Origin of the sequence: Vandammella animalimorsus, from assembly GCF_002285285.1 — a bacterium.
Lineage (GTDB): Bacteria > Pseudomonadota > Gammaproteobacteria > Burkholderiales > Burkholderiaceae_C > Lampropedia > Lampropedia animalimorsus.
The window spans coordinates 699,562-720,104 of the sequence record NZ_NSJF01000001.1; the positions used below are offsets into that span (position 1 = coordinate 699,562).

The window sequence follows — 20,543 nt, forward strand, 5'->3', positions numbered from 1 at the left end:
GCGGGACTTGGAGTGGATGGCGGCGGCCAGGGGTGCAAACCTCAGGCCGCTGCCGCGCTGCGTGCGGCGGTGGCCTGGGCAAAGACCTCGATCAACTGCCGCAGCGGCGCTTGCTTGAGCCGCAGCGCGGCCTGGTTGACGATGAGCTGGGAGCTGATGTCCATGATTTGCTCGACTTCCACGAGCTGGTTGGCGCGCAGCGTGCTGCCGGTGGAGATCAAGTCCACGATGGCATCGGCCATGCCCGTCAGCGGCGCCAATTCCATGCTGCCGTAGAGCTTGACCAGATCGACGTGCACGCCCTTGCGGGCGAAAAACTCGCGCGCGATGGTGGTGTACTTGGTGGCCACGCGCAGGCGCGCGCCCTGGCGCACAGCGCTGGCGTAGTCAAAACCGGCAGGCACGGCCACGCCCATGCGGCAGCGGGCAATGTGCAGATCCAGCGGCTGGTACAGGCCTTCGCCGCCGTGCTCGATGAGCACGTCCTTGCCGGCCACGCCAATGTCGGCACCGCCAAACTGCACGTAGGTGGGCACGTCGCTGGCGCGCACCAGCACCACGCGCAGGCCTTCGCGGTTGCAGGGCAGGATCAGCTTGCGCGATGTCTCTGGGTCATCGAGCACGGCAATGCCTGCGCTGGCCAGCAGCGGCAGGGTTTCATCGAAGATGCGCCCTTTGGACAGGGCCAGCGTAATCATGGTTGTTCGATCGCTTGGGTGGTGCGGGGCGCGCTCTGCAACCCCGATGGCCGGTTGAAAACAGGGCGCGATTTTAGAGCGTGTTCAAAGCCATGGCCTGCGCCAATGCAGTGCGATTGGGGGCGCAAAGTGCATCACACGCTCAAGGCTTGCAACCGCCCTTGCCCTGGATGCAGGGCAGCTCGGCCATGCTGTCGCTCCGGTGGGCGCCCCGGTAGAGCGCCCAGCGCCGGCTGCGGTCCGCGTGAAGCATCAGCACCAGATTGGCCACGGCGTGCTGTTTGAACCATTGGGCGGGAAAGTCACCGAGATCGCCTTGCTCGATCTTGGGCAGGCTGTCCAGCAACTGCTGGAACTGGCTGTCGTCGTCGAGCAGCCACAGCCAGGCATCGGGCTCGCGCTGGTGCCACTGCTGCGCCAGCGCAATGATGCGGGCATCGTCCAGCCCGGCAGGCACCCGCACGTACAAGTGCCGAAAGCCATAGCGGTTGACGAACTCACCCAACCGCCGGCCTTCGGCCAGATCCTGCCGGGCGGCGGCGGCCTCTGCCTGGGGCGGCGTGGCCTGCGCTGCGGCCTGGGCGCTGGCGGGCTGGGCCGCCACTGGCAGCGCAGCCAACAGCAGCGCAGCCAACAGCAGCGCAGCCTGCAGCAGGGCGGGCAACAGGCCCAGCAGGGCGGAGGATGCGATGGGGGGCAGGGTGCTTTTCATGGGCGGCATTGTCACGGTGTGGGCCGCGCCGGAGTGGTATCAAGGTGTATCGGCCCGCGCTGCTCAGCCGGGCATGAACAGCTGCTGCAAATCGCTGAGGAAATCAAAGCCGCGCTCGGTGGGACGCAGCAGATCGGGGCCGGGCTGCTCCAGCAGGCCGCGCTGCAACGCCTGCTGCAAGGCCGGCTCGATGCTCGACAGCGGCATGCCGGTGCGGCGCTGGTAATCGGAGAGCAAAAAGCCCGAGCGCAGCCGCAGCGCATTGAGCATGAACTCGAAGGGCAGATCCTGGCGGGCCACCTCGTGCTCCTGCGCGATGGCCTGGCTGGCCAGCGCGGCCTGCATGTAGCGCTGCGGATCGCGCACGCGCACCTGGCGCACGATGCGGTGCGCGAAGCTGAGCTTGCTGTGCGCGCCCGCGCCCAGACCCAGGTAATCGCCAAATTGCCAATAGTTCAGGTTGTGGCGGCACTGATGGCCAGGCTGGGCATAGGCCGAGACCTCGTAGCGCTCAAGGCCAGCCTGCGCAGTGCCGGCCGTGATGTGGTCGAGCATGTCGTAGGCCAGGTCCTCATCGGGCAGGCGCGGCGGATACTTGGCAAACAAGGTGTTGGGCTCGATGCTCAGGTGATAGACGGACAGGTGCGGCGGCTGCAGCGCCAGCGCCGTGGCCAGGTCCTCGCGCAGCAGCGCCAGATCCTGGCCGGGCAGGGCGTACATCAGATCGAGGTTGAAGGTCTCGAAGGCCTCGCGCGCTTCCTGCACGGCCGCCAGGGCCTGGGCGCGGCTGTGCACGCGGCCCAGGGCCTGCAGCTGCGCATCGCCAAAGCTTTGCACGCCGATGGACAGGCGCGTCACGCCCGCATCGCGGTAGGCGGCAAAGCGGTCGGTCTCGAAGGTGCCGGGGTTGGCCTCCAGCGTGATCTCACAGCCGGGCACCAGTCGCAGGCGCGCCCGCACGCTGGCCAGCAGGCGGTCGATGTGCTCGGCATCGAACAGGCTGGGCGTGCCGCCGCCCATGAAGATGCTGATGACGCTGCGCCCCCAGACCAGCGGCAGCGCCGCGTCCAGGTCGGCCTCCAGCGCCTGCAGATAGCGCAGCTTTTGCTCCGCCCCCAGGCCCGCGCCCGGCGCCGCGCCTCGCACGGCGTGCGAGTTGAAGTCGCAATAAGGGCATTTGCGCAGGCACCAGGGCAGGTGCAGATACAGCGACAGGGGTGGCAGTTCCTGCAATTGCAGCAGGCCAGGGCGCTGGTAATGCGCGATGTCGGCGGGGGAGGGCATGGGGCGACTGGGGCGGCGGGCAAAGCATAGAATCTTAGAGCCTGTTCAAAATCTCGGCGCGAGTGGGCAAGAAGCGGTTTGGGATGGGCTGCAAGGCGCAAAACGCAGCCATAGCTGGGGCTATGGCGAGGCTTTGCAACGCAGCAGAGCGCCCAAATCCGCGCTCTTGACCGCCGTGCAAAGATTTTGAACACGCTCTGGAGCCTGTTCACGATCTCTGGCCTGCGCCAAGATCATGAACAGGCTTTGAATCGCTGCGGCCGAGCAAACATGGCCCGCAGCCCGATGAAGCCGCATGCCATGCTGGCCTTGCGTGCGAATGGCAGGGGTAGGGCATGCATGCACTGTGGATGGTTTTGGGCGCGTTCCTGTTTGCGACGATGGGAGTGTGCGTCAAATATGCGTCGGCACATTTTTCACCGGCGGAGATGGTGTTCTACCGCAGCGCCATTGGCGTGCTGCTGTTGGCGGCGCTGGCGCGCCGGCAAGGTGTGGGCCTGGCCACGCAGTACCCAGGCATGCACGCCTGGCGCAGCATCGTCGGCGTGGCGGCGCTGGGGGCGTGGTTCTACGCCATCGGCAAGCTGCCGTTGGCCACGGCCATGACGCTCAATTACATGAGCAGCGTCTGGATCGGCGTGTTCGTGCTCGCCGGCACGCTGCTGCACTGGCGCCCCGATGCGCGCCACGGCAAGCCGCCCCTGCATGGGCCTTTGATGCTGACGATTCTGGTGGGCTTTGCCGGCGTGGTGCTGATGCTGCGCCCGAGCTTTGCCGCTGAGCAGAGCTTTGCGGCCATCGTCGGCTTGCTCTCGGGCATGATGGCCGCGCTGGCCTACATGCAGGTGGCGGCGCTGGGCCGCCTGGGCGAGCCCGAGACGCGCGTGGTGTTTTATTTCGCGCTGGGCGGCACGCTCGCCGGAGGCGCCGTCATGGCCGCCACAGGCGCGCACAGCCTGGCCACGCCAGCGGCGCTGTGGCTGCTGCCCATCGGCCTGCTGGCCACGCTGGGCCAGCTGTGCATGACCCATGCCTATTCCACCGCATCGAGCGCGCGCAACACGCTGATGGTGGCCAGCCTGCAGTATTCGGGCATCGTGTTTGCCTCCCTGTACGGGCTGCTGCTGTTCCAGAGCGAGCGCATCGGCGCCTGGGGCTGGCTGGGCATGGCGCTGATCGTGCTCAGCGGCCTGGCCGCCACCGTACTGCGCGCGCGCGCCGCCAAGCCGGCCTGACTCCTGCTGCGGAGCCAATCCAGCCGAACAGGGCTGCGCGCAGTATTTTTTGCGCCATGCCGGGCGCAGGCGGGCGGGCAGCTGGCTTTTGCTGTCATAATTCGCGCGCTTCGAGAAACGGCGGCGTGCGCCGCGTGCTGCCCGCCTTGTTTCTCCGCAGGGCTTGGCTTGCGCAATGGCTGCCGTTGTTGACGCGCCGCGCCAGTCCATGGCGTCAGGCGCAGCAGCTGCTCATCGCAGAGCAGTCTCTTGCCCCGGCGCTGCGCCACGCCTGTATATGCCAGCCAGGCGTGCTGCGTTTGCTCCCTCATTAGCCCCTGCGGCCCCGTTGGCCGCCTTGCTTATTTGTTCCTGTCTTGCCAAACGCGCCAATACGGCGGGCAAGCCCAGGCCTGGGCCGCATCGCGCGCATGCGCGGCAGCGACATCTTCCCCATTCCCCACACACTCTCTTAGTTCTGGAGACCGTATTCATGCACTTGAATGAGCTCAAGGCACTGCATGTGTCCGAGGTATTGAAGCAGGCCGAGGCCCTGGGCATCGAAAACACCGGCCGCATGCGCAAGCAGGAGCTGATGTTCGCCATCATCAAAAAACGCGCCAAGGAGGGCGAGCAGGTCTTTGCCGATGGCGTGCTGGAAATCCTGCCCGATGGCTTTGGCTTTTTGCGCAGCCCGGACACGAGCTTCACCGCCAGCACGGACGACATCTACATCTCGCCCAGCCAGGTGCGGCGCTTCAACCTGCACACGGGCGACATGATCGAGGGCGAGGTGCGCATCCCCAAGGATGGCGAGCGTTACTTTGCGCTGACCAAGCTCGACCGCATCAACGACGGCCCGCCCGAACAGAACAAGCACAAGGTGATGTTCGAGAACCTCACGCCGCTGTTCCCCAAGCAGCAGATGAAGCTCGAGCGCGACATCAAGGCCGAGGAGAACATCACCGGCCGCATCATCGACATCGTTGCCCCGCTGGGCCGCGGCCAGCGCGCGCTGATCGTCGCGCCGCCCAAGAGCGGCAAGACCATGATGATGCAGCACATCGCCCACGCCATCACGGCCAACAACCCGGACGTGCACCTGATGGTGCTGCTGGTCGATGAGCGCCCCGAAGAAGTGACCGAGATGCAGCGCACCGTCAAGGGCGAGATCATCGCCTCGACCTTCGACGAGCCGGCCGCGCGCCACGTGCACGTGGCCGAGATGGTGATCGAGCGCGCCAAGCGCCTGGTGGAGCTGAAAAAGGACGTGGTGATCCTGCTGGACTCCATCACCCGCCTGGCGCGCGCCTACAACAACGTCGTGCCCACCAGCGGCAAGATTCTTTCCGGCGGTGTGGATGCCAATGCCCTGCACCGGCCCAAGCGCTTTTTTGGCGCCGCGCGCAATGTGGAGGAGGGCGGCAGCCTGACCATCATCGCCACCGCGCTGGTGGACACGGGCAGCCGCATGGACGAGGTGATCTTTGAGGAATTCAAGGGCACGGGCAACAGCGAAATCCACCTCAGCCGCCGCCTGTACGAAAAGCGCGTGTTCCCGGCCATCGAGCTGTCCAAGAGCGGCACGCGCCGCGAGGAGCTGCTGCTGGCGCCCGAGGTGCTGCAGAAAACGCGCATCCTGCGCCAGTTCCTGTTCAACATGGACGAGATCGAATCCATGGAGCTGATGCTCAAGAACATGAAGGCCACCAAGAACAACCACGAGTTCTTCGACATGATGCGCCGTGGCGGTTGAGCCACGGCCCCACGCGCCTGCTTGCCGGCCCCCCCTGTCGGCCTGTGGAACAATCGCGCCTTTGACCTGCTGTAGCTTTTTGCCGTGGACGCTCCGCCAACGCCCCCCGCACCGCCACCAGCCGCTGCTCCATTGCCCCAGCTGCTGGCGCGCTGGCGCAAGCCCCTGACGCTGCCGGCCTGGGGCATCTGGCTGCTGTCACTGACGGCGGCGCTGGCCTTGTGGCTGGCCCATGGGCAGTGGAAGCGCCTGAACCACCTGCAGGAGCGCCTGGCCCAGCAATCGGCTGCAACCCAGGCCCAGGCCATCGAGGCGCGCAGCCTCTCGCAGCAGGCTCAGGCCCTGGCGCAGCAGGCCGCCACGCGCGCCAGCCTGAGCGAGGCGCGCATCAATGAATACACGCTGCAGCGCTCGCACCTGGAGCAGCTGGCCTTCGAACTCTCGCGCACGCGCGACGAGGCCATGCTGATCGACATCGAGGCCTCGCTGCGGCTGGCGCAGCAGCAGGCCCAGCTGACCGGCCTGGCCGATCCGCTCATCGCCGCGCTGCGCAATGCCAGCCACCGCCTGCAGCGCGCCGAGCAGCCGCGCCTGACGCCCATTGTGGCCGCCATCGACCGCGATCTGGCGCGCCTGACGGGCGCGGCCGTGACGGACACGGCCGGTCTGCTCGGCCGCATGGATGCGCTGCTGCTGCAACTGGAAAGTCTGCCACTGGGCAACGCCGTGGGCAGGGGCAACCGCAAGCGGGCCGTGCGCGCGCCGGTGGCCATCTCCGACCACGAGGCCCAGGCCCTGGGCGTGCTGCCCGGCAGCACCATTGCCCCGCAGGCCAGCACCCCAGCCCAGCCGCCAGCCGAGCCAGCGCCTGCACAGCCGCCACAAACGCCGCCCCCGCAAACAAGGCTTGACGCAACAGAGGCCCCGGCGGCAATGGAAGAAGCCCAGCATGCCGAAACGCAAGACGACGAGGGCGGCTTCTGGGCCGGATTGCGCCAGGCCTTTCACGGCCTGGTGCGCGTGCAGCGCATCGAGCACCCGGACGCGGCATTGCTGACACAGGAGCAGGCCTTCTTCCTGCGCGAAAACCTGCGCCTGCAACTGATGAATGCCCGCATGGCCCTGCTGGCCCGGCAAAGTGCCTCGGCGCGCACCGATCTGGCCGGTGTGCAGGCCTTGCTGCGCAAGTACTACGATCTGGACGCGCCGCGTACCCGTCAGGCGCTGCGCACCCTGCAGCAATTGCAGGAGCACATCCAGGCCGTGCAGCCGCCGGCCATCACGGACACGCTGCTGGCCATCGCTGCCGCACAAGATACCCTGCGCCCGGCCGGCGGCCAGGGCGGCGCAGCCCATGCAGCAGGCGAGGAGGAGGGCGGCAACGCTACCGCTGCGCCGGCTGCAGCCAGCCATCCGCAGGGGCGGCAGTGATGCGCAGCGCGCTGTGGGTGCTGATGCTGTTTGCCTCCGCCGTGGCGGCAGCTTTGTTCCTGAGCAACAATGGCGCCACCGTCACGCTGTTCTGGTTCCCCTACCGGGTGGACATGTCGCTGAACCTGCTGCTGCTGCTGCTGGCCCTGGTCTTCATGCTGGGCTTGCTGCTGCTTTACGCGCTGGTATCGGTCTGGCGCATGCCGGCCGAAGCCCGCCTCTGGCGCGAATACCGACACGATGCGGCCGCCCATCACGCATTCGTGCGCGCTGCCGAGCATTTTGCGCAAGCCCGCTGGCAGCAGGCCGCCGAGGAGGCTGCCGCCGTGCCACCGCTGCTGGCGCAGTGGGAAGCGCAGCATGCGCAAAGCAAGGCTGCCAGTGCCGACGTGCAGGCCCATGCACGCCTGCTGGCCGTCAGCCAGCAGCTGCAACAGGCGGCGCAGCAGCGCCTGCAGGGCAGCGCCAGCGCCGATTCAGCGCCGATCGCGCCGGCCACGCCCACGCCGGCATTGCTGCAAGCGCCCCGAGCTCAGCGTGCGGCGGCCCCGGCCAGCCCGGCAGCGCAAGGGCAGGGCGACTGGGCAGTCCCGCCCGAACAGTCAGAGTAATCGCCTGTTCAAAGCTTCTTCAAAGTTTCAGGCTGCCCGCCCGTCCCGCCGAGACTGTGCGCTGACACCTGTGCGCCGGGGCTTTGAGCAGGCCTCATGCAACGCGCTGCCGCGTGGCGCGCAGCGCATCGGCGCAATACAACGCCAGCCCCAGCCAGATCAACACGAAGGCGACCCAGTGCGTGCGCGTGAAGGCCTCGTGATAGAGCAGTACCGCCAGGGCCAGCTGAATCGACGGCGCCAGGTACTGCACCAGCCCCAGGGTCGACAGCGGCAGGCGCTGCGCGGCATTGGCAAACCACAACAACGGCAAGGCGGTGACGATGCCCGAGGCGGCAATGGCCAGCGCCCCTGGCCAGCCGTGGCGCCAGAACATCGGCTCGGGCAGACTCCAGGCACACCAAGCCATATAGACCAGCGCAAATGGCAGCATCAGCAGCGTTTCCACAGCCAACCCGACAGTGGCCGAGACGGGCGTGAATTTGCGCAGCAGCCCGTACAACGCAAAGCTCGTGGCCAGGAACAGCGACACCCATGGCCACTGGCCCAGGCCACGCGCCATCCAGCCCACGCCCAGCGCCACTACCAGCACGGCAGCCCATTGCAAAGGCCGCAGGCGCTCGCGCAGCAGCAGCACGCCCAGGAGCAAACTCAGCAGCGGGTTGATGAAGTAGGCCAGGCTGACCTCGGTCACCCGCGCCTGTGCAATGGCCCAGACGAAGATCAGCCAGTTGGCCGTGATCAAGGCTCCGCTCAGGCCCAGCATGGCCAGCACCCGGGGCTGGCGCAACAGGCGCAGCAAGGCAGGCCACTGGCCCAGCCACAGCAGCAGCGGCAGCAGGAACACCACAGACCACAGCACGCGCTGCGCAATCAGCAGGCTATGGGGCACCCAGGGCAACAGCTTCCAATACATGACGCTAAAGCCCCACACGCCATAGGCCAGCAGGGCATAGGACATGCCTGCGCGCCAAGTGGCATCAAGGGGGCCGGCGGCCTGGGGCGATGGGGCAGGGGGCATGGGCAGGAAAGCTGGAACTGGTTCTTGGGCAAGGGCGCGGGGCCGGTAGAATACGCTTTTTAACTGCGGAGGCCAGCGCAAAGCAGGGCGCACAGCAGCTCATTGGTCCCATGGGGTTTGGATCGGCCCCGGGGCCTTTTTGCTGAACAGCGCGCCCACTGTGCCCGCTCTCGCCCGCATGTCTGCATGCGAGCCAGGCCCCCGCCAGCCCTTTGCCTTTTGCCATGTCCGCCTGGGTACTGCCCGACCACATTGCCGATGTCCTGCCTTGCGAGGCGCGCCACCTGGAAGGGCTGCGACGCAGTTTGCTGGACGTGGCCGCCAGCTTCGGCTATGAGCTGATCGTGCCGCCATTGATGGAATATCTGGAGTCGCTGCTGACCGGCAGCGGCCAGGCCTTGGATCTGCAGATCGTCAAAAGTGTGGATCAGCTCTCGGGCCGCACCGTGGGCATCCGCGCCGACAGCACGCCCCAGGTGGCGCGCATCGACGCCCATCTGCTCAACCGCACGGGCGTGGCGCGGCTGTGTTATTGCGGCCCGGTACTGCATGCCCGCCCCGAGCGCCCAGGGGCCTCGCGCGAGCTGCTGCAATTCGGCGCTGAAATCTACGGCCACGCAGGCCCCGAAGCCGACCTGGAAATCGTGCAACTGGCCCTGGCCTGCACGCGCCAGCCGGGCATTGCCGCGCCAGTGCTGGTGCTGGGCGACGTGCGCATTGTGCGCAGCCTGCTGGCCGGCGTGATGGCCAGCATGGATACCTTGGCTGCTGTGCACACCGCATTGGCCGCCAAGGATGCCAGCGCGCTGCAGGTGGCCACGGCCGATTTCCCCCAGGCCCAACGCGAAGGCCTGGCCGCCTTGCTGGACCTGTACGGCGAGCCCGGGCCCGTCATGGCCCAGGCCAGGCAGCGGCTGGCCTCATTCCCCGCTGCGCTGAAGGTGCTCGATGGCCTGCAGTGGCTGACGCAGCAATTGCAAGCCGAAGATCAGGCCCTGCCTTTGAGCTACGACCTGGCCGACGTGCGCGGCTACGGTTATTACAGCGGCGTGCGCTTCTCGCTCTACGTGCCCGGTTGCAACGATGCGCTGGTGCGCGGTGGCCGCTACGACGAAGCCGGCGCCGTTTTTGGGCGCAACCGCCCGGCAGCAGGCTTCAGCCTGGACGTCAAGCAACTGGCCCGCGTGGCCAGCCAAGGCCCCCAGGCCATGGCCATTCGCGCCCCCTGGGTAGAGGGCGACGCCGCGTTGCGCAACGCCATCGCCCGCCTGCGCAGCCAGGGCGAAGTGGTGCTGCAAACCCTGCCCGGCAGCGAGGCTGCGGACGACGCGCAGCGCTGCGACCGCGAATTGCGGCTGAGCAATGGGCAGTGGCAGGTGCATCAGGCCGCCCTACAGCCCGCAGCCGCCCAAGAGGGCTTGTTGGAAACATCCCGCTGAGTACACGGCCACAGCCCCTGCGCCGCAGCAAGCGCCGTGCACGAATGACCTGGCCCACACAGCCTGCCAGCGCAGCCGCCAAACCTTTGAATGATTTTTGACGTCTCCACAGGAAACCGTATGAACACACAGGCAAGTTTTGCAAGCTCCGCTGCCACCCCCGCCACAGCACGCCCAGGGCGCAATGTCGTCGTGGTCGGCACCCAATGGGGTGACGAAGGCAAAGGCAAGCTGGTGGACTGGTTGACCGAAAGCGCCCAAGGTGTGGTGCGCTTTCACGGTGGCCACAATGCGGGCCATACGCTGGTGGTCAATGGCGTCAAGACCGCGCTGCATCTGGTGCCCAGCGGCATTCTTCGCCCAGGCGTGATCTGCTACATCGGCAATGGCGTGGTGGTGTCCGTGGCCAAACTGATGGAGGAGGTCGCCGGCCTGGAGGCCGCCGGCGTGCCAGTGCGCGAGCGCTTGCGCGTCAGCGAGGCCTGCCCGCTGATCCTGCCGCAACATGCCTATCTGGACATCGTGCGCGAACACCACCGAGAGCGTGGCGGCAGCGAAAAGATCGGCACCACTGGTCGCGGCATTGGCCCAGCCTATGAGGACAAGGTCGCGCGCCGGGCGCTGCGCGTACAGGATCTGCGCCATCCCGAACGTTTGGCCGACAAGCTCAAGGAGCAGCTCGATCTCTACAACCACGTGCTGGTGCAGTATCTGCGCTCGCCCGAAGTGCAAACCCCTGAGGCGTTGCAGCCCTTCGTCAAGGACGGGCGCCTGCTGCTCGAACCCATCCTGCAGGAAGTCCAGCGTCAAGCCCAATGGCTGCTGCCGATGGTGGCCGACGTCTCGGCCGAGCTCAACGCCGCGCACCAACGCGGCGACAACCTGCTGTTCGAAGGCGCGCAAGGCACATTGTTGGACATCGACCACGGCACCTACCCGTTCGTCACTTCCAGCAACTGCGTGGCCGGCAACGCTGCCGCAGGCGCAGGGGTAGGGCCATCATTGCTGCATTACGTGCTGGGCATCACCAAGGCCTATTGCACCCGCGTGGGCAGCGGACCATTCCCCACCGAGCTGGACTGGCAGACCCCAGGCACCCCCGGCTACCACATGAGCACCGTAGGCGCCGAAAAGGGCGTGACCACGGGCAGGGCGCGCCGCTGTGGCTGGTTCGATGCCGCGCTGCTCAAGCGCAGCGCGCAAGTCAATGGCCTGAGCGGGCTGTGCATCACCAAGCTCGATGTGCTCGACGGTCTGCAAACGCTGCAAATCTGCGTGGGCTACGAACTCGAGGACGGCCGACGCATCGACCTGTTGCCGTTGGGAGCCGACGAAATCGCCGCCTGCCGCCCCATCTACGAAAGCCTGCCAGGCTGGAGCGAATCCACCGTCGGCGTGACCGACTATGCCCAGCTGCCGGAGAACGCACGTCGCTATTTGGAGCGCATCGAAGCCCTGTGTGGCGTCCCCATTGCCGTGATCTCCACCAGCCCCGACCGCGAGCACACCATCCTGCGCCACCGGCCCTTCGAGCACCGGGGCTGAGCGCCCCAGCCTCAGTTCCCAGCACCAACACCCTCAGGAGACCTCGCCCCATGCTCACCGAAGACGGCAAGCACCTGTACGTCAGCTACCACGAATACCACAACCTGATCGAAAAGCTGGCGCTGCAAATCCACCGCTCAGGCTGGGAGTTCGACAACGTGCTGTGCCTGGCGCGCGGCGGTCTGCGTCCGGGCGACATCATCAGCCGCATCTTCGACCGGCCGCTGGCCATCATGTCCACCAGCTCTTACCGCGCTGGCGCAGGCACCATCCAGGGCAAATTGGATCTGGCCAAATACATCACTACGCCCAAGGGCGAGCTCTCGGGGCGGGTGCTGCTGGTCGATGACCTGGCCGACACTGGCCACACGCTGCACGCCGTGGTCGAGATGCTGCGTCGAGACTATCCGCCCATCACCGAATTGCGCAGCGCCGTGATTTGGACCAAAGGCATTTCGACATTCCGCGCCGATTATTCTGCCGAGGAACTGCCCACCAATCCCTGGATCCACCAGCCCTTCGAACAATACGACAGTACACGCCCGCAGGATCTGCTGAGCAAATGGGGCTGAGATTCTGAATCCAAACGCGCGCCTGCAGGCATCCGCATGGCCGCTTGGGTGCAAGGACGGGCTGGCGGCAATGGCTTGAATTGCTGCCAGCATCCTCGAGAGTGCGGGACCGGCGCAAAACACATCTTGCTGCACATTTCAGCCTCCCCGTCTGATATTTGATACGATGTATATTATGTCAAATATCAAATGGATGAATCCCAGCTCCGTGCAAAGCCAGCGCCCCGGCCTGCCGTCCCCGTTGCCGTTATTTTTCGGCGGCATTGCCTGCTTTGCTGACCATCCTGCGAAGCATTCAAGCATCAAGCTTGCACGGCGCACGGATGCTTGCTTGCCCTGTGTGCAGCACAAGCGCCTTGCTTTGCTGTCACTACAAACCACACCTGATCCCACTCCATGATTGACTTGCGCGGCATCGAGACTTTTTATTGGGTAGCCACGCTGGGAGGCTTTCGCGCGGCTGCCGAGCAGCTGCATGCCAGCCAGCCAGCGATATCCCAGCGCATTCAGCAGCTTGAGGAAGCCCTGGGCGTGCGTTTGTTTGATCGTGATACGCGCGGCGTGCGGCTGACGGTGCGCGGCCAGGCTTTGCTCACCCATGCCGAGCGCATGTTGCAGTTGCGCCAGGACATGCTGCGCGCAGCGCGTGAGCAAGATGGCATTGCCGGGCGGCTGACCCTTGGCGTGGCCGAAACCATCGTCCAAACCTGGCTGCCCGCATTGCTGGAGCGGGTGCACAGCACTTTTCCCAATTTGGTGCTGGAAATTGAGGTGGACACCACGGCTGTGATGCGCGCCCATCTGTTGGCGCGGCAGGTTGACCTGGCCTTTCTGATGGGCCCGTTGGACGACGCGCAGGTGGAAAACCTGCCACTGTGCCAGTACCCGCTGACGTGGGTGGCCAGCCCCAGGCTGGCGCAAACACTGGGGCCAGAGCCCATGCCGCTGGCGCGAATTGGTGAGCACCCCATCATCACCTACCCAGCCAGCAGCAAGCCACACCAGGCCTTGCGGCAGATGCTGCTTCGCGCGGGAGTGCCAGCGCCGCAGATGTATGGCTCGGCATCGCTCAGCACCACGGTGCACATGGTGCAGGCCGGCATGGGCGTGGGGGTCGTGGCCCCGGCGATCCTCGCGCGGGAACTGGCCGAAGGGCAATTGCAACTGCTTGAGGTGACGGGCCAGGCATTGCCGGAGCTGGTATTCACTGCATCATGGCGGCGCGGCAGCGACAGCCATGTGGCCGCAGCCATTGCGCGGCTGGCTGTGCAGGTAGCCAATGGGTTGACCACTGATTCAAATTTTTGATTAATCAGCATCGAAACATGGAATTGGACAGCGACAGGCATTTCGGCTGAAATCCGCCAGCCTTCGGGAGCACGGCGCGCGCCTTGCACTCAGGCCTGTTCAAAACCTCGGTGTGAATGGGCAAGAAGCGGTTTAGGCTGGGCGGCAAGGCATTTGCCATGCCGCAGACCAGCGATCTCCGCGCTCTTGCCCGCCGTCCAAAGGTTTTGAGCAGGCTCTCGCTGCCAAGCGGCTGCCTTGCCAGCCAGGCTGCGCCCGCCCTGCCCTTGCTTTTTCCATCGAACAGGAGACCTGCCATGAAATCCTTTGCCCTGCTGGCCGCCGCTGCCGCTTTGAGTGCCGCCCCTGTCTTGGCCCAAGAGCTGCCCAAGACCCATTTGAAAGTGACCGGTGGCCTGTCCAACCTGTCGGCCTACCAGGATTACGAGCTGCCGTTCTGGAGCAAGAGCATTCCTGAAAAAAGCGCCGGCCGCATCACCGCGGACATCAAGGGCTATAACGAGATGGGCCTCAAGGGCCCAGAGATGCTGCGCCTGATGGGCAACGGCGTGGTCGAGTTTGGCACGGCCACGCTGGCTTATTTCGCCAGCGATAACCCGATCAACGAAGCCATCGACCTGGCCGGCCTGGCCCCTGATCTGAAAACGGCGCGCGAGGTCACTGCTGCATTCGAGCCGGTTTACGCCAAGTTCTACGGCCAGGGCAACAACGTCAAGCTGTTGGGCATTTCCACCTATCCGGCCCAGGTGCTGTTCTGCAATGCGCCCATCAGCGGCCTGGCCGACATCAAGGGCAAGAAGGTGCGCACTTCCAGCCGCACGCAGGCCGATTTCATCGAAGCATTGGGTGGCGCCAGCGTGACCATGGCCTTTGGCGAGGTGGTGCCGGCGCTGCAGAACAAAGTGGTGGACTGCGCCATCACTGGCTCGCTGTCGGGCTATTCGGCCAAGTGGTATGAGGTGTCCACCCACCTGGTGGCGTTGCCCATCAACTGGAATCAGCAAATCCACGCCGTCAATGCCAAGGCCTGGGCCAAGCTCGACCCCAAGGTGCAGCAATTCCTGCAGACTGAAATCAATGGCCTGGTGAACAGCATCTGGGATGCGGCCGGTCGCCAGACCCAGCAGGGCTACGACTGCAATACCGGCGCAGACGCTTGCACCCAGCCCGTCAAGGGCAAGATGGTGCTGGTCCAACCCTCCGAGGCCGATCAGGCCTTGCTCAAAGACATTCGCGGCCAGGTCATCGCCAAATGGGCCCAGCGCTGCAACGCCCAGTGTGTCAGTGACTTCAACGACACCGTGGGCAAGCTGCTGGGCCTGAGCGCCGAGAAGAAATAACCGCCTGGCCTTTCGCACATGAACACCACCGGTGATTTTTCCTGGCTGGGCCGCGCGCTGGCCTGGGCGCGGCGCCTGTCGCGGGCGGCAGTCTGGGTCGGCGGCGCGCTGACGCTGCTGAGCGTGGCCTTGATCTGCGCCGATGTGCTGGCCCGGCGCTTGCTGGGCGTGAGCATGGGCGGCGCCGATGAACTGTCTGGCTATGCCTTTGCCATCAGCGTGAGCTGGGCCCTGGCCTTCACAGCCCTGGAGAGGGCCAATGTACGCGTTGACGTGCTCTACCAGCGCCTGCCATTGCGCGTGGCTGCCGTGGCCGATTGGCTCTCGCTGGTGGCGCTGAGCGTCTTTGCCGTGGTGCTGTGCTGGTATGCCGCCCAGGTGGCGCTGGCTTCGTTCGAAATGCGCTCCAGCGCCAATACGCCATTGGGCACGCCGCTGGTGCTGCCCCAGGCCCTGTGGGCCGCTGGGCTGCTGTGGTTTGTCATCGTGCTGGCGCTGATGCTGCTGCGTGCTTCGCTGGCGCTGGTAACGGGTGATCTGGCTTTGCTGCGTGCGGTCTGCGGCATCAAGTCCGCCGTTGAGGAAGCCGGCGAAGAGGCTGCCGCTGGCGAGCGCCTGGTGCAGGCCGAGCTTGCCGCCGCAGCGCAGAAAGGCCCGCAGCCATGATTGCCGTCGCCTTGATCCTGCTGCTGGTGCTGATCGGCATCAGCATTCCTGTTGCGGCAGCGCTGGGCGTGCTCGGGCTGGTGCTCGATCCGCTGTATTCCGCCCTGCCCCTGACCCGCGCCATGGGCGAGATGGCCTGGAGCTCCAGCAACGAATTTTTGCTGGTGGCCATTCCGCTGTTCATCCTGCTGGGCGAGATCCTGCTGCGCTCGGGCTTTGCCCAGCGCATGTACGATGCCATGGCGCTGTGGCTGTCCTGGCTGCCCGGCGGGCTGATGCACGCCAACATCGGCGCATCAACACTGTTCTCGGCCACCTCCGGCTCCAGTGTTGCCACCGCCGCCACGGTGGGTACGGTCGCCCTGCCGCAGATTCGCCGCCGCGGCTACCACGAGCCCTTGTTCCTGGGCAGTATCGCGGCTGGGGGGACTTTGGGCATTCTGATTCCGCCCTCGATCAACCTGGTGATCTACGGCGTGTTGACCAATACCTCGGTGCCCAAGCTCTACCTGGCAGGCATCATCCCGGGCGTGCTGATGGCGCTGCTGTTCATGGCCGTGATTGTTGGCGCCTGCCTGCTGCGCCCCGGCTGGGGCGGGCAGCGCATCAGCGCCAGCTGGGGCCAGCGCATTCGCAGCTTGGTTCACCTGCTGCCGCCTTTGGGCATCTTCCTGTTGGTGGTGGGCAGCATTTACGCAGGTTTGGCCACCCCGACCGAGGCTGCCGCCTTGGGCGTGGCCGGCGCATTGCTGCTGGCGGCGCTGTCCGGGCGGATGTCGCTGGCCATGCTGCGCGAGGCCTCGGAAAACACCATGCGCGCCACGGCCATGATCATGCTCATCGTCATTGCCGCGGCCTTTCTGAACTTCATCATGTCGGCCATCGGCCTGACCACGGCGCTGACCGATGCCATCACCGGCCTGGGGCTTTCGCCCATGTGGATGCTGCTGGCGCTGGTGCTGTTCTATATCGTGCTGGGCTGCTTCATGGAAACCCTGTCGATGATGATCACCACCGTGCCCATCGTCGCGCCGGTGATGATGGCCCTGGGCTTCGATCCGGTCTGGCTGGGCATCGTCATCATCGTGCTGGTGGAAACGGCGCTCATCACGCCGCCAGTGGGCCTGAACCTGTTCGTGGTGCAAAGCCTGCGCCCCGAAGGCTCGATGCAAGCCGTCATCTACGGCGCCCTGCCCTTCGTGCTGGCGCTGTTTGCCATGGTCGCCCTGTTGGCGCTATTCCCCCAGATGGCGCTGTGGCTGCCCACTCTTTTTGGATGATCTCCTGCCATGCTGCTGCATTTCGAACTCCACACCGATGAAGGCATTCGCCCGATCGAGGTCGAACTGGACCAACTGGTCATTGCCGGCTGGGCCGGGCGCGATCTGGCCGCCATCGAACACCACATCGAGGAGCTGGCCGCATTGGGCGTGCCGCGCCCGTCCAAGGTGCCGCTGTATTACCGCGTCTCGGCCCAGCAGCTGACGCAGCAAGCCAGCGTGCAAGTGGTCGGCCCGCACAGCTCGGGCGAGGTCGAGGCCTTTGTCTTCGCGGCCGCTGACGGGCAGCTGCTCGTCAGCCTGCTCTCGGACCACACCGATCGCAAGCTCGAGGCCGCCAGCGTCGCGCTCTCCAAGCAGGTCTGCCCCAAGCCTGTGGCGCGCAGCGCATGGCGCCTGGCCGATGTGGCCGGCCATTGGGACAGCCTGCGCCTGCAGGCCCACATCGTTGAAAACGGCAGCCAAGTGCTGTATCAAGACGGCGCGCTGGCCAGCCTGCGCAGCCCGCAAGAACTGATTGCCGGTTACACCGGCGGCGCCCTGGCCCTGCCCCCGGGCACGGGCATGAGCTGTGGCACCGTGGCCGCCCTGGGCGGCATCCGCCCTGCCAGCCGCTTTTCCATGGCCTTGCTGGATCCGCAGCGCGACCGCCGCATCGAGCACAGCTACGCCATCGATGTGTTGCCCGAGGTGGCCTGAGCCGGCCCGACATTTCACCTGGTTCGACAGTCACGCCCATGAACTGCCCCATCCCCACGCTGGCCGCACTGGCCGATGAGCTGGCCGCTGGCCGCACCACGGCCCTGCAACTGGCCGAGGCCGCACTGGCGCGCGCCGAAGATCCGGCCGGCGAAGGCGCGCGCGTGTTCACCCGCATCGACCGCGAGCGCGCTCTGGCGCTGGCGCGCGCCAGCGATGGCTTGCGCGCCGCCGGCATCGTGCGCTCGCCGCTGGAGGGCGTGCCCGTGTCGGTCAAGGACTTGTTCGACGTGGCCGGCCAGGCCACCACGGCTGGCTCGGCCGTGCTGCGCCAGGCCCCGGTGGCCACGCACAACGCGCCAGTGATCGAGCGCCTGCTGGCCGCCGGCGCCGTCATCGTCGGGCGCACCAACATGACGGAGTTCGCCTTTTCCGGCCTGGGGCTGAACCCGCACTACGGCACGCCGAAAAACCCTTGGGATCGCGCCACCGGGCGCATCCCGGGGGGCTCTTCCAGCGGCGCGGCCGTCTCCGTCACCGATGGCATGGCCGCGCTGGCCATTGGCTCGGACACCGGCGGCTCGGTGCGCATTCCCTCGGCGTTGTGCGGGCTGACGGGCTTCAAGCCCACCCAGCGGCGCGTGCCCACGGCCGGCACGCTGCCGCTGTCCACCTCGCTCGATTCCGTCGGCCCGCTGGCCGCCAGCGTGCACTGCTGCGCCCTGGCCGATGCCGTGCTGGCCGGCGCCGATGCGCAGGCCATGCCCACGCCGTTGCCGCTGGCCGGTGCGCGCCTGGCCGTGCCCGCGCAAGTGGCGCTCGATGACCTGGATGAGGCCGTGGCCGCCGCCTTCGAACGCGCCCTGGCTTGCCTGCGCGAGGCCGGCGCGCGCATCCACAGCCTGCCCGTGCCCGAATTTGCCGAATTGGCCGCGCTGCATGCGCGCGGCACCCTGGCCGGCGCCGAAGCCTGGGCCTGGCACCGCCGCCTGCTGGCCGAGCAAGCCAGCGGCTACGACCCGCGCGTGCGCGTGCGCATCGAGGCGGGCGCGCGCATGGACGCGGCCGATTACATCGAGCTGCGCGCCGCGCGCCAGCGCTGGATCGCCCAGGTGCAGGCGCGGCTGGCGCCCTTCGATGCGCTGCTGATGCCCACCGTGCCGCACATTGCACCGCCCATTGCCGCGCTGCAAGCCGACGACGCGCTGTACGGCCAGACCAATCTGCTGATGCTGCGCAACCCCACGCTGATCAATTTTCTGGATGGCTGCGCCCTGTCCCTGCCCTGCCATGCGCCTGGTGACGCGCCCGTGGGCCTGATGCTGGCCGGGCCAGCGCTGGCCGATGCGCGCATCCTGGGCCTGGGGCTGAGCGTGGAGGCTGCGCTGGCGCGCCTGCGCGGCAGTTGAGGCCAGCTAAGCCTTCACCAAGGGTTGTTGGATTTGGTTTGCAGCCACTGCAGTCTCAACAGCCCTAAACCGCTTCCTGCCCACTTGCACTCAGTTCGCGGGCTGGGTTCTTGACCCACACGCTGCCATGTGGGCCAGGGCCATCACAGCGCACGGCGGTAGTGCAAGAACTGCACATCGCGCTGCCAGCCATCGGCTTCGTACAAGGCTTGCGCCTGGGTGTTGTCCTGCGCCGTGGCCAGGGACAGGGCTGCAGCGCCGATGGCTTGGCCATATTCGCGCGCGGCTGCCAGTAATTGCCTACCCACGCCTTGCCCGCGTGCGTCAGGGGTGACGAACAAGTCATTGAGCACCAGGGCGCGGCGCATGGAGATGGACGAAAACGTCGGGTAAAGCTGGGTGAAGCCCAAGGCCCGGCCACTGGCTTCGTGCGCAATGAACATGACGGATTGGCCGTGCTCAAAGCGCGCCTGCAGGAATGCGCATGCGCCAGCCACATCGCTGCTTTGCCCATAAAACTGGCGATAGCTGTCAAACAGTATCGCCAATGCCGGCAGGTCTGCCAGCACGGCTTGCCGGATGGTGATCGTGTCCATGTTGAAGCCCCTCTTCGAGCGAGTGTTCAAAACGCAAAACCTGCGCTGTCATGACTGGCCCGCGGCGGCGTTGGCGCGGCGTTCGATCTCGCGGTGGCGGCGCAGGGTTTGCCATTCCTCCTGCGCGAATTGCTCGGCCAGCTGCTCGACCAGATAGACCGAGCGGTGCTGGCCGCCCGTGCAGCCGATGGCCACGCTGACGTAGCTGCGGTGGTTTTGCGCGTGCTGCGGCAGCCATTTGTGCAAGAAGGCCGTCACGTCGTGCTGCATGACGTGCACCAGCGGCTCGCGCGCGAGGAATTCGGCCACGGGCGCGTCCAGCCCGGTCAGCGGGCGCAGCGCCGGGTCGTAGTGCGGGTTGGGCAGCATGCGCACGTCGAACACGTAGTCCGCATCGCGCGGGATGCCCCGCTTGTAGGAGAAGGACTGGAAGATCAGCACCAGATGGCCCGGGCCCAGGCGCAGGATTTGCTTGAGCTGGCTTTGCAACTCGGCCGAGCGGGTCAGGCTGGTGTCGATGACCAGCGACATGTCGCGCAGCGACCCCATCAGCCCCCTCTCGCGCAGAATGATTTGCACCAGCGCGTCGTCGCCGTGCGCATCGGCATCGGCGGCCAGCGGGTGCTTGCGGCGCGTTTCTGAAAAGCGCCGCACCAACGCATCGGTCGAGGCGTCGAGGAACAGCACGCGCACGTTCACGCCCTGGTCGCGCACGTTCTGCAGAATGGGCGGCACCAGCGGCAGCGAGGCGGCGCTGCGCACGTCAATGACGATGGCCATGCGCGAGATCTGCTGGTTGCGCTCCAGCGTCAGGCTGGGCAGCAGCAGCTCGGGCGGCAGGTTGTCGATGCAGTAATAGCCCGCGTCCTCCAAGGCGCTCAAGGCCACGGATTTGCCCGAACCGGACATTCCGGTAATCACCACCAGTTCACGCATTGCGTCTTGCTCCAGAAATTCCAGCC

At 66.3% G+C, this 20,543-nt stretch carries 19 protein-coding genes; 13 read left to right on the forward strand and 6 right to left on the reverse strand.

Going from position 1 to position 20,543, the window contains the following annotated elements; all coding sequences use genetic code 11:
• Nucleotides 1–41 precede the first annotated feature (41 nt).
• From hisG to hemW, 3 genes are all read right to left on the reverse strand, one after another.
• Complete coding sequence (gene hisG / locus CK620_RS02945; RefSeq protein ID WP_095548993.1) at nucleotides 42–698, reverse strand: ATP phosphoribosyltransferase; 657 nt, start codon at nucleotides 696–698, stop codon at nucleotides 42–44.
• Nucleotides 699–840: 142 nt separating this feature from the next.
• The gene (locus tag CK620_RS02950; protein WP_143325892.1) at nucleotides 841–1,410 is read right to left on the reverse strand and encodes a hypothetical protein; all 570 of its coding nucleotides are present in this window, start codon (nucleotides 1,408–1,410) and stop codon (nucleotides 841–843) included.
• Between the two features lie 63 nt (nucleotides 1,411–1,473).
• Nucleotides 1,474–2,694 carry a radical SAM family heme chaperone HemW gene (gene hemW, locus CK620_RS02955; RefSeq protein ID WP_095548995.1) on the reverse strand — a complete coding sequence of 407 codons (1,221 nt, stop codon included), beginning with the start codon at nucleotides 2,692–2,694 and terminating at the stop codon, nucleotides 1,474–1,476.
• 335 nt (nucleotides 2,695–3,029) lie between these two features.
• On the opposite strand from hemW, the gene CK620_RS02960 reads away from it, so the two are divergent.
• The 4 genes from CK620_RS02960 (at nucleotide 3,030) to CK620_RS02975 (ending at nucleotide 7,706) form a co-directional block, all read left to right on the forward strand.
• Nucleotides 3,030–3,929, forward strand: coding sequence for a DMT family transporter (locus tag CK620_RS02960; RefSeq protein ID WP_095548996.1), 900 nt, complete (start codon nucleotides 3,030–3,032; stop codon nucleotides 3,927–3,929).
• A gap of 472 nt (nucleotides 3,930–4,401) precedes the next feature.
• The gene (gene rho, locus CK620_RS02965; protein WP_095541994.1) at nucleotides 4,402–5,664 is read left to right on the forward strand and encodes a transcription termination factor Rho; all 1,263 of its coding nucleotides are present in this window, start codon (nucleotides 4,402–4,404) and stop codon (nucleotides 5,662–5,664) included.
• An 84-nt stretch (nucleotides 5,665–5,748) separates the two neighbouring features.
• Nucleotides 5,749–7,095, forward strand: coding sequence for a uroporphyrinogen-III C-methyltransferase (locus CK620_RS02970; protein WP_095548997.1), 1,347 nt, complete (start codon nucleotides 5,749–5,751; stop codon nucleotides 7,093–7,095).
• Nucleotides 7,095–7,706 carry a heme biosynthesis HemY N-terminal domain-containing protein gene (locus CK620_RS02975; RefSeq protein ID WP_095548998.1) on the forward strand — a complete coding sequence of 204 codons (612 nt, stop codon included), beginning with the start codon at nucleotides 7,095–7,097 and terminating at the stop codon, nucleotides 7,704–7,706. The genes CK620_RS02970 and CK620_RS02975 overlap by 1 nt, the downstream gene beginning before the upstream one ends.
• Nucleotides 7,707–7,800: 94 nt before the next feature.
• Here the strand turns inward: CK620_RS02975 and rarD are convergent, their stop codons facing one another.
• On the reverse strand, nucleotides 7,801–8,667 hold the full coding sequence (gene rarD / locus CK620_RS02980; RefSeq protein ID WP_095549127.1) for an EamA family transporter RarD: 867 nt from the start codon (nucleotides 8,665–8,667) through the stop codon (nucleotides 7,801–7,803).
• 284 nt (nucleotides 8,668–8,951) lie between these two features.
• Between rarD and CK620_RS02985 the strand changes: the two genes are divergently transcribed.
• The 9 genes from CK620_RS02985 to CK620_RS03025 all read left to right on the forward strand — a co-directional run bounded on the left by CK620_RS02985 (nucleotide 8,952) and on the right by CK620_RS03025 (nucleotide 18,985).
• The gene (locus tag CK620_RS02985) at nucleotides 8,952–10,166 is read left to right on the forward strand and encodes an ATP phosphoribosyltransferase regulatory subunit (protein WP_095548999.1); all 1,215 of its coding nucleotides are present in this window, start codon (nucleotides 8,952–8,954) and stop codon (nucleotides 10,164–10,166) included.
• A gap of 120 nt (nucleotides 10,167–10,286) precedes the next feature.
• The gene (locus tag CK620_RS02990; RefSeq protein ID WP_095549000.1) at nucleotides 10,287–11,711 is read left to right on the forward strand and encodes an adenylosuccinate synthase; all 1,425 of its coding nucleotides are present in this window, start codon (nucleotides 10,287–10,289) and stop codon (nucleotides 11,709–11,711) included.
• Nucleotides 11,712–11,761: 50 nt separating this feature from the next.
• Nucleotides 11,762–12,283, forward strand: coding sequence for a phosphoribosyltransferase (locus CK620_RS02995; RefSeq protein WP_095541999.1), 522 nt, complete (start codon nucleotides 11,762–11,764; stop codon nucleotides 12,281–12,283).
• Between the two features lie 396 nt (nucleotides 12,284–12,679).
• On the forward strand, nucleotides 12,680–13,591 hold the full coding sequence (locus tag CK620_RS03000) for a LysR family transcriptional regulator (protein WP_095549001.1): 912 nt from the start codon (nucleotides 12,680–12,682) through the stop codon (nucleotides 13,589–13,591).
• A gap of 296 nt (nucleotides 13,592–13,887) precedes the next feature.
• Nucleotides 13,888–14,931 carry a TRAP transporter substrate-binding protein gene (locus CK620_RS03005; protein WP_095549002.1) on the forward strand — a complete coding sequence of 348 codons (1,044 nt, stop codon included), beginning with the start codon at nucleotides 13,888–13,890 and terminating at the stop codon, nucleotides 14,929–14,931.
• Nucleotides 14,932–14,949: 18 nt separating this feature from the next.
• Nucleotides 14,950–15,597, forward strand: coding sequence for a TRAP transporter small permease subunit (locus CK620_RS03010; protein WP_095542002.1), 648 nt, complete (start codon nucleotides 14,950–14,952; stop codon nucleotides 15,595–15,597).
• Entirely contained in the window at nucleotides 15,594–16,877 is a 1,284-nt protein-coding gene (locus tag CK620_RS03015; RefSeq protein ID WP_095542003.1) for a TRAP transporter large permease, read from the forward strand. The genes CK620_RS03010 and CK620_RS03015 overlap by 4 nt, the downstream gene beginning before the upstream one ends.
• A 9-nt stretch (nucleotides 16,878–16,886) precedes the next feature.
• A complete protein-coding gene (locus CK620_RS03020) occupies nucleotides 16,887–17,576 on the forward strand; it encodes a DUF2848 domain-containing protein (protein ID WP_095549003.1) in 690 nt (229 codons plus the stop codon).
• Between the two features lie 38 nt (nucleotides 17,577–17,614).
• On the forward strand, nucleotides 17,615–18,985 hold the full coding sequence (locus CK620_RS03025) for an amidase (protein ID WP_095549004.1): 1,371 nt from the start codon (nucleotides 17,615–17,617) through the stop codon (nucleotides 18,983–18,985).
• A 143-nt stretch (nucleotides 18,986–19,128) separates the two neighbouring features.
• Here CK620_RS03025 and CK620_RS03030 read toward each other — a convergent pair whose 3' ends face one another.
• The gene (locus CK620_RS03030) at nucleotides 19,129–19,581 is read right to left on the reverse strand and encodes a GNAT family N-acetyltransferase (protein ID WP_095549005.1); all 453 of its coding nucleotides are present in this window, start codon (nucleotides 19,579–19,581) and stop codon (nucleotides 19,129–19,131) included.
• A 48-nt stretch (nucleotides 19,582–19,629) separates the two neighbouring features.
• A complete protein-coding gene (rapZ, locus tag CK620_RS03035; RefSeq protein WP_095543525.1) occupies nucleotides 19,630–20,517 on the reverse strand; it encodes an RNase adapter RapZ in 888 nt (295 codons plus the stop codon).
• Nucleotides 20,518–20,543 lie beyond the last annotated feature (26 nt).

Coding starts and splice junctions, on each gene's coding strand:
- CK620_RS03010 (WP_095542002.1), top strand. CDS start 14,950: ATGAACACCACCGGTGATTTTTCCTGGCTGGGCCGCGCGCTGGCCTGG.
- rapZ (WP_095543525.1), bottom strand. CDS start 20,517: ATGCGTGAACTGGTGGTGATTACCGGAATGTCCGGTTCGGGCAAATCC.
- CK620_RS02990 (WP_095549000.1), top strand. CDS start 10,287: ATGAACACACAGGCAAGTTTTGCAAGCTCCGCTGCCACCCCCGCCACA.
- CK620_RS03000 (WP_095549001.1), top strand. CDS start 12,680: ATGATTGACTTGCGCGGCATCGAGACTTTTTATTGGGTAGCCACGCTG.
- CK620_RS02985 (WP_095548999.1), top strand. CDS start 8,952: ATGTCCGCCTGGGTACTGCCCGACCACATTGCCGATGTCCTGCCTTGC.
- CK620_RS02995 (WP_095541999.1), top strand. CDS start 11,762: ATGCTCACCGAAGACGGCAAGCACCTGTACGTCAGCTACCACGAATAC.
- CK620_RS02975 (WP_095548998.1), top strand. CDS start 7,095: ATGCGCAGCGCGCTGTGGGTGCTGATGCTGTTTGCCTCCGCCGTGGCG.
- rarD (WP_095549127.1), bottom strand. CDS start 8,667: ATGTCCTATGCCCTGCTGGCCTATGGCGTGTGGGGCTTTAGCGTCATG.
- rho (WP_095541994.1), top strand. CDS start 4,402: ATGCACTTGAATGAGCTCAAGGCACTGCATGTGTCCGAGGTATTGAAG.
- CK620_RS03030 (WP_095549005.1), bottom strand. CDS start 19,581: ATGGACACGATCACCATCCGGCAAGCCGTGCTGGCAGACCTGCCGGCA.
- CK620_RS02950 (WP_143325892.1), bottom strand. CDS start 1,410: ATGAAAAGCACCCTGCCCCCCATCGCATCCTCCGCCCTGCTGGGCCTG.
- CK620_RS03005 (WP_095549002.1), top strand. CDS start 13,888: ATGAAATCCTTTGCCCTGCTGGCCGCCGCTGCCGCTTTGAGTGCCGCC.
- hisG (WP_095548993.1), bottom strand. CDS start 698: ATGATTACGCTGGCCCTGTCCAAAGGGCGCATCTTCGATGAAACCCTG.
- CK620_RS02960 (WP_095548996.1), top strand. CDS start 3,030: ATGCATGCACTGTGGATGGTTTTGGGCGCGTTCCTGTTTGCGACGATG.
- hemW (WP_095548995.1), bottom strand. CDS start 2,694: ATGCCCTCCCCCGCCGACATCGCGCATTACCAGCGCCCTGGCCTGCTG.
- CK620_RS03020 (WP_095549003.1), top strand. CDS start 16,887: ATGCTGCTGCATTTCGAACTCCACACCGATGAAGGCATTCGCCCGATC.
- CK620_RS03025 (WP_095549004.1), top strand. CDS start 17,615: ATGAACTGCCCCATCCCCACGCTGGCCGCACTGGCCGATGAGCTGGCC.
- CK620_RS03015 (WP_095542003.1), top strand. CDS start 15,594: ATGATTGCCGTCGCCTTGATCCTGCTGCTGGTGCTGATCGGCATCAGC.